We start from the raw sequence: 11,040 nt of genomic DNA on the forward strand, positions 1-11,040 counted from the left end.
AACTGGTCATGGGTCAAATTGCTGGTGTAGGCTTTACTCATCGCTCTCACGGGGCTGTAGTGTTCGTAATCTCAGCCTAGACCGTGTGAGCTTTTTTACTGCCCAGTCAACTTTTCAAACGTCCTCTCAAAGCAAAAATTGACGTAACTGTTCAATCACCAGTTCTGCCCCAATTGGGCCATTTAGTCCATTCCAGAGGTAGTAGGTGGTGAAGAATACCCGGTTTTGCTGGCTGGCTGGTAGAGACTGGGCGATCGCGTTCTCCTGCCAGCTTTTTTGAGCCGTAGAGGTTTGGCGATCGAGGGCGCGATCAAGCACTGGCTCACCTGAGTTTTTTTGCGCTTCGTCGCCAGCACTCAAATCATGACCTAGCACAAAAATAGTGTCTGCTTCGGCCAGGGTCGGCAAGACTTCAACCGAAATGTCTACCGATCTGCTCTGCTCTGAAGTCAGAGCGAATTGAAACCCTAATCCCTCCAACAATTCCCCCAGGTAGCTGTCAGAGCCAACTACCGCAAGCGAGTCTGTAATATCGTTTGCAGCCAACAGGAGGACTTGGGGATGGGCGGCAGTAATGGGAGCAAAGGTTTCACGCGCCTGCGCTACCCGCTGGTCGTGGGCAGCGATCGCGGCTTCTGCCCGCTGCTGATCGCCCAGGGCCTGGGCAATTTGCCGAATGACGGTGCGCCACTTTTCGCGGTTGTTGCGATTGTTCCAGAGAACGGTGGGTGCAATCTGCGACAGGGTGCCATAGATGGCTTCGCCATTCCCCAGTTCGCCCAAAATTAGGTCGGGCTGTAGGGCGTAGAGGGCTTCTAAGGAAGGCTGGTTGCGGTTGCCCAGGTTAACGGGTTGGGTGGTGATGCGATCGCCCAGGTAGGGAATTTGCTGCCTGGGATTGTCAAATAGTTTGCCGCTGTGGGTCACAAAGACATCCGCATAGGCCGCTGGTTGTTCGTTGAGAGACAACAGTAGATCTAACGCATTTGGCCCAACTACCGCGATCGTTTGGGGAGTGCCGCAGATCTCGGTGTTGCCAGCATCATGTTGCACCGTGCGACAGTCGGCTGAATTACGGTTGAGATTTTGCTGCGAGGCGATCTGACTAGAAAAAGACCCACAGGCGGCCATCCACAACGTCAGGCAAAACCCGAGTAGAACTAGAAGCAGGCGTTTTTGAGTCTGCGACACCATGATGTACTCCCTCTAGAAGCGCACTGACACTGAACCGACCACCGTGAACGGATCGCCGGGTGTAAGTTGAGAATTTCCTAACCCAGAGCGAACATAGTTAACGTTAAAAACATTTTTGACGTTGAGCGCCAAATCCCAGTTACTGCGGCGGTAGTAGAGGGCGGCATCGGTTCGCAGGTAGCTGTCTAGTGCAATCGTATTGGCTGTATCGCTAAAGCGATCGCCCACAAAAAATACCCCCAGCCCAAACCCCAGTCCCTGCAAATCTCCTGACTGAATCTCGTAGGTGCTCCACAGGCTCGCACTGTGCTTTGGGACATTGGCCGGTCTGCCCCCTGCAGGAATGCCGCCAAACGCCTCAATGACTTCTGCATCGGTGTAGGCGTAGGAGGTAATCACATTCCATCCCGGCAAAATTTCACCGGTAATGTTGGCTTCAACGCCGCGACTGCGCTGTTCGCCCAAAGCCACAGAAAAGGCCGAATTGTTGGGGTCAGTGACGGGTACATTGCTGCGGGTGAGGTTGTAGAAAGCGAGGGTCGCGGTGAGGCGATCGCCCAGCAGGTCTGCTTTTGCACCAATTTCAAACTGGGTGCCCCGTTCGGGTTCAAGAATCGAGCCATTAGCGGCGATCGCAAAACTAGGAGAAAACGAGCGGCTAAAGCTGCCGTAGAGCGAGACTGGCTGAATCGGCTGATAGACAATGCCCACACGCGGCGAGAACGCACCCTGATTTTGCTGGGTGGAGGAACCGTCCGAAAAAGAGGTTTGATCGACAATGTCATAGCGACCGCTGAGTAAGAGCTTTAGGTTGTCAGAAAGCTCAATTAAATCCTGAAGATAAAACCCCCATTGTTGAGTCTGAGTCTGCCCATCAAAGATCACAGGCACATCTTCGTTGGGGGGGCCAGAATAGCCATACTGGGGATTGAAAATGCTAATCGGAGGAGGCGCAAAGGGAGAATTAAAGGCAAACGCCTGTCTTAGATCAAGGTCTTCATAACGACGACGAAAGTCAACCCCGGCGAGTAGTTCATGCTCTATAGAACCGGTGGACACATTGCCAACTACGCTGGCTTGCGCGTCGTAGGCTTCCTCAGAGATGTTGAAGTTGCGAAAACTGCGGTTAACTTCTAAGGTTGCTCTGTTAGCGCCATTTAAATCGACCGCTCGCAAAAACAAGTCTGAGTGGGTGTAGCGAAACGTATTTCGCAACGTCCAATCGTCACTGAGCTGATGCTCAAATTGGTATCCAGTCCGAAATTCATCCGTTTCAATAAAGTCGTCGGGTTCGTGAAAGATGCGATCGCGCGGAACATCGACCACCCTGCCATTCAAGGCCACCAGGCCGCGATCGTAGGGTTGAATGTTATCTAAATATTCAAAATCGACGGTGAGATTGGTGCGATCGCTCAGTTGCCAACTGAGGACAGGGGCAATGAAAAATCGGCTGAACTCTTGATCGAAATTCCGGAAACCGTCAGAACGACGGTAAAGCGCATTCAAACGATAGAGTACCCGGCCATCCTCTGTCAAAGGTCCCGAAAAATCAATTCGAGGTTCCACAAAGCCGTAGCTACCCGCCAATGCTTCCAGTTCATAAAACGGCTCAGACAGGGGTTTCTCTGTCACCAGGTTTATCACTCCACCCGGCTCAGCGGCTCCGTAAAGAACGGAGGATGGCCCCCTGAGAATTTCAATTCGCTCCAGGTTAGCGGTTTCTTGCAGCCCGGTGAATGTGCCCTGCCGGAACCCATCGCGCAGAATTGTTGTACTTTCAAAGCCTCGGATGGTAAAGGTTTCTGTATCACCGGCGCGTTCTCCACTGGCTGTAATTCCAGCCGTGTTTCGGAGCGCGTCATCTAACCGCAGGGCGCGCTGATCCTGCAAGACCGCCTGGGGAATCACCTGAATCGATTGGGGAATATCGCGCAGTGGGGTATCCGTTCTGGTGGCGGTTGTGGCGCTGGAGGGGTTGTAGCCGTCGTCGCGATCGCCCGTCACCACCACCTGAATCGCCTCCTCCGCTGGGCCATCCGCCACCCCTACTCCAGGGACTACGCTCAGGGTCAACCCCTGGGCCGCAGCGCTAACCGTCGCTGTCGGGGCGGCATCTGTCCCGGTAATAGCGACCTGTACAGTGTTGCCGGATAGGTTCGTTGCCGTCACCAGGGCGATGCCTTCGGTGGGGCTGGCCTGAAAAAACTCGTTGCCCTCCGGCAGGGCCAGCACCGCATTGGGAATATCAACAATCAGGGCGTTACCGAGCGATCGCGTCGTTGGGGCTGCTAGCTCCCCCGCCGCTGTTTCTAGCACCACCTGCAAGCCGGCCTCGGTAGTCTCTAGCCGCACCCCGGTAATTTGCACCGTGGCCTGGGCGATCTGGGTCATCCACTCCTCTACGGTGGTGGCGGGGTGGGTGAATGGATGGATGGGTAGCGGGGTAGATGCAAGCGTGGGCTGTTCCGACTCATCCACTCGCCCACTCATCCACTCATCCACAGTCTCAGTGCTCGCCTGGGCCGTCAGCGGTTGCCCCAGGGTTGCGATCGCCCCCACCACGCCAACCAATAAACCCCATCCCTTCCACTGCTGAATCATCGCCTTCACACCACCGTTCAAGTATTCACTCCTCTAGATGCGAATAGTTTGCATCTAGGTATAGGAACTTTAGGATGAAGGGGGCGATCGCGTCTGCTACTGGCCGGAATTTTTTAGTCACAGGACGGAATTTTTGAATACTTTCGGGCTAACGCCAAACTCGCGCTTAAAGGCGGCGGCGAAATGCCCTGCGTGGCTATAGCCCACCTGGCAGGTGACCTCCGCTACGCTCATCTCGGTGTCCTGCAATAGCTGTTGGGCTTTGAGCAGGCGCTGCTGCCGCAGGTAGCCAAACACCGTGGTGCCAAATACCTGACGAAACCCCCGCTTCAGAGTGCAGTCGTTTAAGCCGACTGCTCGGGCCAGTTCTAGCAGCGAGGGCGGAGCATCTAAGCGTTGGGCAATCAGATCTCTGGCCTGGTGGATGCGGTCAATATCGGAGGGCTTCAGCCGCTGGGTCGGCCTGGAGGGGCCAGATTCTATCCACTGGGCGGTCTGTAGGGCGATCAGCTCCAGGGCTTTTCCCTCTAGGTAGACCTGCTGAATAGAGCCGGTGTAGGGGCAGTTGAGAATTTGCTGAAGTACCAGCTGGATGTTCGGCGCGATCGCCCCCAGCGACTGACACCACAAATCTGGCCTTTGGCGAACAACCCGCTGTAATTCAGCTGGAATTAGCGCTAGCTGCTCGGTACTCAAGTCGGCTTTGGTCGCCGGTGCCCGCAGGTGCAGGTCAATTTTCAGCAGCCGGCCCTGGTGGGGCCATTCGACAGTGTCAGCCTGGGTGCGGTTGGGCGCTACCTGCACAAAGCTGGCCTCGGGCAGATCCGAGCTGGGCAAATCTGCCTCTGTCAATACGGCGATGTTAAAGCCAAACTCCAGGGTCAAGCCTTCTGGTTCGGGGAGCAGTTCTTCGACTAGCGCATCTTGCAGCCAGTAATCGCGAATTAGCAGATTCAGGCCGTGGCTGAAGTTGAGCGATCGCTTATACCCTCGGCTTTGCGATCTGGGGGACTGAATAGTCAGCTCAAAATCGACGTGATGGCTTGGTTCTAGACTGGCCAAGTCCTTAGATTGCAAGGCCGATAGCGCTTTTTCCGAGAGAATAATCGTCATTTAAGAAGGTGTTGGGTTGAAGGAGACTGCTAGCTGACCTCAAATAAGAAGGATTCTCATTTATTTGCGATCGCATGTCAATATCCTTAATGGTTGCATTGCCAAACCCGCAGCACTTTCCTGTATGGCTATACGCCAGTTCGCCGCCCGAGTTTTCGCCAATGGTGGTTACTGATGTCCTAAGCGAACTGGCCACCGCTATAATCTAGGCTCACAACGGGAGCTGTGATAATTAGCGAGAACTTTGTTGGTTGTAAGCTGGATGCCGACAATCAGATCCCCGGTTCTTAAAAAAACAAGAATCTAAGCCTTTTATAGCGGTTCTCATTCGGATGAGGTACAGGTCAGTTGCCCAGTCCATAAGCTACAAAGCTTCTCTCAGTTGGGGTGTACCTTCTGCGTTCAGGAGCCGCTATAGTTCATTCAAGTATTAACGGTCTAGATACTTAAGCAAGTCATCAATAACCAGCATGGCTTGCATCGGCGTACTGGCTACATGCCAGTAATCGCTCACAACATACACACGCTCTTGCTGAACTGCATTGAGCTGTAACCACAGAGGGTCCGTTTGGATTTTTTGCAATGCACTTTGAGCAGATTGAGCAATATCAGGAGTCGCCCCATAGGTCCACAGGAAAATAACATCCCCATCAGTATCCTGAATTCTCTCTTTGCTGATGGCAATAACAAAGGGTTCTTCCCCAATCACCCCTTTATCCTGTGAAGGCGGTCGGGCAAAGCCAATATCCTCCAAAATGCTGCCCGCAAAAGAATTTTTCAGGTAGAGAGCAAGGTGCTCGGGCAAGATACGAACCAGCGAAATTTCCGTTTGCTGTAGCTTGTCACCCAGGCGTTGCTGCACATCTCGCACTCGTTCCTGATAGTGGGTCATCTGCTGTTCTGCCTGTTGGGTTTTGCCCAATGCAGCGGAATGGATGGCGAAGGAGTTTTTCCATTCACCCAGAATGGCACCGTCTAGAACAGTAGGTGCGATCGCTGACAGTTGCCCATAAATAGGTTCAGCATTCCACTGACTGGCCAAAATCAGGTCAGGTTGAAGGGCCAAAATTGCCTCCAAATTGATCTGCTCATCTAGCCCTAGAGACGTCACCTCTTGCATCTCATCTGCCCACAAATTGGCAACATTGGTAACCGCTCCAACAGGCTTCATGCCTAGGGAAAAAACCGCATCCACGGCAAATCCACTCAATGCCACAATGCGCTGAGGATTGGCAGGAACACAGGTTTTTCCCATTGCGTGCTGAATTTCACGGCAGGGCTGTGTTGCAACGGTGGGTGTTGTTGGCAATGGAGCAGGCTGCTGGGCCACCTTGCCTCCACAAGCTGCTATCCATCCCACACAAAAGGCAAGCAGCAAGCTTCGGCGAATAGAGCGCGATAGAGTTTGAATTAGCCGTTTCCCTGGGGGAAAGTGTGGCCCTCGCTGCCAAATCATCGGTTACCTACGGTTAAAATTCTACAGATACAGTGCCAACGAGGGTTCGGGGCGCACCCGGTTCAATGCGGAGGCGGCTAAAGTTAGACGATTCGTAATAATTCACGTCAAACAGGTTTCTGACATTCAAGGCCAGTCGCCAGTTATCTCGTCGATAGTAGAGAGCCGCATCGGTTCGAAGGTAGCTGGGTAACTTAAAAGTATTGGCGGCATCGCCCTCGCGATCGCCCACATAGAAAACTCCGGCCCCAAAACCAAGCCCCTGAAAGTCACCGGATTGAATTTCATAACTGGTCCACAGGCTAGCCGTGTACTTTGGCACGTTGAAAAGACGGTTGCCCTCCAGGGGACTGCCCCCGTCCTCTGTGACTTCGGTATCAAGATAGCTGAAGGAGGCGATCACATTCCAACCCGATGAAATTTCGCCCAGGACATCTAGCTCAATGCCTCGGCTCCGTTGTTCCCCCGTGGGAATGGAGAAATCTGGGTTATTGGGGTCAGGTACGCCGATGTTGGTTCTAGTAATGTTGTAAGCTGCCAGAGTTGCTAGCAGAGCGCCGTCAAAGAGTTCACCTTTAATACCAATTTCGTACTGAGTTCCACGAATGGGTTCTAGGAAAGAACCATCAGCTTGAACCGCTCCATTGAGAACAAGCGATCGCGAAAAACTGGCGTAGAGTGAAAGATCTTCAATGGGCTGGTAGACGAGGCCAACCCGTGGGCTAAAGGCTTCCTCATACTGGGATGTAGCGGTATCCGATTCAAGATCAATAGATTGCTGATCGAGGAAATCAAAACGTCCACCCGCGAGAAGAATAAGATTATCGGTGATATCAATCTGGTCTTGCAGAAATAACCCAACGCTATCACTAATGATGTCAAAGCCGGGTATGTTGAAGTCGGAAGGGGAAGGGCGATCGATTTCTTCAAAAACAGGCTCAAAGATATTAATGGGAGCAAAGGGAGCGCCACCAAAAAAGGTTTCAAAGTGCTGGTACTGATGGGTGTACTCGATACCCGCTAGCAACGTGTGTTCAATGCTTCCGGTATTAAATTCTCCAACGACATCAGTTTGCAGCACATAGCTTTCTTCCAGAGGGTCGTTGAAGTTGAAACGCCGCGTCAGAATTCCTGTTTCCTCATTCAATGTGGCAGGTTCAAGGCGCAGGTTGATGGAGTCCGTTTGCAAGTAGCGAAAGGCATTGCGAGCACGCCAGTTATCATTGAACTCATGCTCTAGCTGATAGCCAATGCTGTAGCTTTCTGTACGAACAAAATCATCGGGATCTCCGAAGACGCGATCGAGGGGAATATCCGCCGGGCGCTCGCCCACGGCTGGGATGCCCCGATCGACGGGACGTTCATCATTAACGTACTCGCCATCAATAGTTAAGTTGGTGCGATCGCCAATCTGCCAAGTGATCACTGGAGACACAAACACCCGCTCAATATCGGTATTAAAATCTCGCCATCGCTCTCCCCGCTCGTATACGCCATTGAGGCGATAGAGAACGGTTTTACTCTCGTTGAGTGGTCCAGAAATATCAAAGGTTGGACGAACCAATCCAAAACTACCCAGCGACAGCGACGCAGCATAGTAGGGATCAGCCAACGGCTGCTCGGTTACAAGATTAATAATGCCGCCGGGTTCAAGTGCGCCATAGAGAACAGAAGCAGGCCCTTTGAGAATTTCAACCCGTTCGAGGTTTTCGGTTTCAATCAGAGGCGCAAACCCATCGGGCACCCGAATGCCGTTGCGAAACACCTGGCTAGTCGCAGCGAAACCACGGATGTTGAACTGATCAAGCGTATCGCCAAATCCCCCTTCTTCCGCCACCCCGCTGACGTTGCGAAAAATATCGGGCAGCCGCAGCGCATTTTGCTCTTCAATCACCTGGCGGGGTATGACCTGTATCGAACCCGGAATTTCAAGAATAGGAGTATCGGTGCGGGTTGCAGTTGAGGTACTGTCTACGATATACCCGTTTTCCTGCTCTCCGGTAACCACCACCTGAATGGCGTCTTCGTCAGAGGCTGCCGTCGCCGTACCTCTGGCGACAGACAACACTAGGCTCTGTGCTGCTGCGTTAATCGCCGCAGTTGGGGGTGCCTCTGCTCCCGTAATGGCTACCCGCACACTGTCTCCCAAGGGTGTGACGCTCACCAGCGCAATGCCCTCCGCCGGACTGGTGGCCTGAAACTCTTCCCCATCCGGCAGCGCCAGGGTTGCGTTGGCAATATCCACAATCAGCGCGTTGCCCACTACCGACGACGAAGCCGTTAGCTCCGCCGATGTTGCTAACACCACCTCTACGCCGTCGGCGGTGGTGTTGAGCTGGACCGCCGTAATCTGGGCCGTGGCTTGGGCAATTTCAGCCCACCATTCATCTACCGTGGTGGCAGGCTGCTCAACTTGGCTGAGGAGCAGTGGGGCTGCTGCTTCACTCTCCTGCGCTGTAGCTTTTCCAAGGGACGTATCGGTCACAAGGCTTGCCCCCTGACTTTCAGTCTCGGGCGCTGGCTCTGCCCGAGTTGGGCCAGCCATCAGCAGCAGTACAGCCCCTACCGCCCAGGTCAATTGCTGTAGTTGATTCATCACTCCACCCACCAAACGTCAGAGCCAGCGGGGTTTGGCCCGCGCACTCAATTGCAATTCAATTGCAAGAAGCTTACTGGATGGCAGCAGGCTATGGGCGATCGCTTTGATCAGCAGCAGGATTTTTTTGATCCAAACCCGGAATTTTTAGCCTGCGTGCTCTCTCGCCATCAGGGAGTAGGTTTTGGGGTTAACGCCAAATTTTTTGCGAAAGGCGGCGGCAAAATGCCCTCGGTTAGCAAACCCAACATCGCGGGCGACTTCGGTGACATTGAGACGGCCATCGGCCAACAACGCCTTGGCGCATTCCATACGGTAGTGGTGTAGGCAGCCAAAGACCGTAGTGCCAAAGAGCTGGCGAAACCCCTGCTTCAGGGTAAATTCGTTCAAGCCAACCTGACGGGCCAGCCCGTTCAGCGAGGGGGGATTGTTGAGGTGCTGCTTCAAAATTTCTCTGGCGTAGTAAAGGCGCTCAATATCGTCGGGTTTGAGGGTTTGCTTCCGGGGCTGAGCGGGCTGGTGCTGCAACATCTGCTCCAGGTGCAGAGCCATCAGTTCCCAAACTTTGCTCTCTAGGTAAAGTTGCTGGGTCAGACCCGTATGGGGGCAGTTTAAGATCTGCTGTAGGGCCGCCTGCATTGCCACAGTAGGCGAGGCGGCGCAGGTATAGCGAGCCTGACTAAGGTCGTTGACCAGGGCTTGAACCGGGGGTGCCGTCTGGAGCAGGCGATCGCCCATCCAGGTGCAGAACAAATTGGGCTCTAAATGAAAGCTCACATCTAGAACCTGCCACCCCGCTAACTCTTCGTTAACGCCGGGGTCTGCTAAGCCACTGCCCGAAAAAAAGTAATGCTCTGTAGCCCCCACTGACGGCCGTGAATGGTCGTGGATGACGGTAAATTCGTACTCTAGCGGGTGCTCGCGCTCAGGGGTTTCAACAATGACATCCTGGTGCAGTTTGTAGCTGGCGATCGTTAATACTAACCCCTCGCGCAGCCTCACCTCTCGAACCGATCCACGGCCCAACTGCGGCGGATAGGGCCAAGTTACATCTAACTCACCGGGTGCAGACTGCTGATTATTGCCGCCCTCCTGAAGCATTGTCCGGTAGTCAGACTGAGAAAGAGCGATTGCCATAGTGAAGTTAAAGTCTGCGATTTGTACTGAATCCGTTTTGGCTAGCCTCGGTTGAGCTGGGCAAACACCGTTTGCCCCTACGCAAGCCGCCTGTTGGGCATCGGGTTATGTGATTTGGATTTGTTGTGCACTCCCAAAGCAGCAGGGCCAGGGAGTCAATTGCCGTTAATGATAAGTATTCTCAACTAGTCGGGTCGATGCGTCAAGCCCTTGCGCTACGCCAGCTCAACGGCAGAGCCTGCTCTGATCAACTGGGCAAAGCGAGAGGTGGGCTTTTGCACCAGCGTGGCGCGATCGCCATACTCCACCGCCCGCCCCTGATCCAAAATCAAAATTTGGTCGGCCCGCTCCACGGTCTTGAGCCGGTGGGCAATGATAATCCCCGTGCGGTTCGCCAACAGCCGATCTACCGCCCGCTCAATCAGCTGCTCCGTCAGCGGATCTAGCCGCGACGAGGCTTCATCCAGCACCACCAGGCCCGGATCTTTGAGGAATACTCGGGCAAAGGCCAACAGCTGCGCCTGCCCTGCCGACAGCCCGCCGCTATCGGCCCCCAATTCCGTATCCAGCCCCGCGGGCAGCGCCTCCAGCCAGGGTATCAGGCCCAGATCCTCCAGGGTTTGCAGAATGGCGCGATCGCCAATGTGCCCATTAAAAAAGGTCAGATTATTCCGCACCGAGGTTTGAAACAACTGCACATCCTGGGTGACAAACCCTACTCGCTGAGACAACTCCCGCAGCGACACCTGGGCAATATTCACTCCGCCCAAACAAATCTGCCCCCGCTGAAGGTCGTACAGCCGCAGCAGCAGCCGCGCCAGGGTGCTTTTGCCGCTGCCCGTACGGCCTAGCAGGCCGAGGGTTTGCCCGGCGGGGAGGTGGAGGGTGAGGGATTGGAGGGTGGGTAGGCGGGTGGGAGGGTGGATGGGTGGGCGGGTGGATG

General features: G+C 54.2%; 7 protein-coding genes. All 7 read right to left on the reverse strand.

Annotated elements, in window-relative coordinates:
* Nucleotides 1–126 precede the first annotated feature (126 nt).
* Nucleotides 127–1,194: an iron-siderophore ABC transporter substrate-binding protein gene (locus tag IQ265_RS28335; RefSeq protein WP_194059875.1), complete on the reverse strand. Its 1,068-nt coding sequence runs from the start codon at nucleotides 1,192–1,194 to the stop codon at nucleotides 127–129.
* A gap of 12 nt (nucleotides 1,195–1,206) precedes the next feature.
* Nucleotides 1,207–3,816, reverse strand: a complete 2,610-nt coding sequence (locus IQ265_RS28340) for a TonB-dependent siderophore receptor (protein ID WP_194059877.1) — start codon at nucleotides 3,814–3,816, stop codon at nucleotides 1,207–1,209.
* 96 nt (nucleotides 3,817–3,912) lie between these two features.
* Nucleotides 3,913–4,908, reverse strand: a complete 996-nt coding sequence (locus IQ265_RS28345; RefSeq protein WP_194059879.1) for an AraC family transcriptional regulator — start codon at nucleotides 4,906–4,908, stop codon at nucleotides 3,913–3,915.
* A gap of 430 nt (nucleotides 4,909–5,338) precedes the next feature.
* Nucleotides 5,339–6,238 carry an iron-siderophore ABC transporter substrate-binding protein gene (locus tag IQ265_RS28350; RefSeq protein ID WP_194059881.1) on the reverse strand — a complete coding sequence of 300 codons (900 nt, stop codon included), beginning with the start codon at nucleotides 6,236–6,238 and terminating at the stop codon, nucleotides 5,339–5,341.
* A gap of 139 nt (nucleotides 6,239–6,377) precedes the next feature.
* Nucleotides 6,378–8,960: a TonB-dependent receptor gene (locus IQ265_RS28355; RefSeq protein WP_194059883.1), complete on the reverse strand. Its 2,583-nt coding sequence runs from the start codon at nucleotides 8,958–8,960 to the stop codon at nucleotides 6,378–6,380.
* Between the two features lie 147 nt (nucleotides 8,961–9,107).
* Entirely contained in the window at nucleotides 9,108–10,097 is a 990-nt protein-coding gene (locus tag IQ265_RS28360) for an AraC family transcriptional regulator (RefSeq protein WP_194059885.1), read from the reverse strand.
* A 215-nt stretch (nucleotides 10,098–10,312) separates the two neighbouring features.
* On the reverse strand, nucleotides 10,313–11,040 hold a 728-nt coding region (locus IQ265_RS28365), incomplete at its 5' end, for an ATP-binding cassette domain-containing protein (protein ID WP_194059886.1).

It is taken from the genome of Nodosilinea sp. LEGE 06152, assembly GCF_015207525.1.
Lineage (GTDB): Bacteria > Cyanobacteriota > Cyanobacteriia > Phormidesmidales > Phormidesmidaceae > Nodosilinea.

Coding starts and splice junctions, on each gene's coding strand:
- IQ265_RS28355 (WP_194059883.1), bottom strand. CDS start 8,960: ATGAATCAACTACAGCAATTGACCTGGGCGGTAGGGGCTGTACTGCTG.
- IQ265_RS28345 (WP_194059879.1), bottom strand. CDS start 4,908: ATGACGATTATTCTCTCGGAAAAAGCGCTATCGGCCTTGCAATCTAAG.
- IQ265_RS28360 (WP_194059885.1), bottom strand. CDS start 10,097: ATGGCAATCGCTCTTTCTCAGTCTGACTACCGGACAATGCTTCAGGAG.
- IQ265_RS28335 (WP_194059875.1), bottom strand. CDS start 1,194: ATGGTGTCGCAGACTCAAAAACGCCTGCTTCTAGTTCTACTCGGGTTT.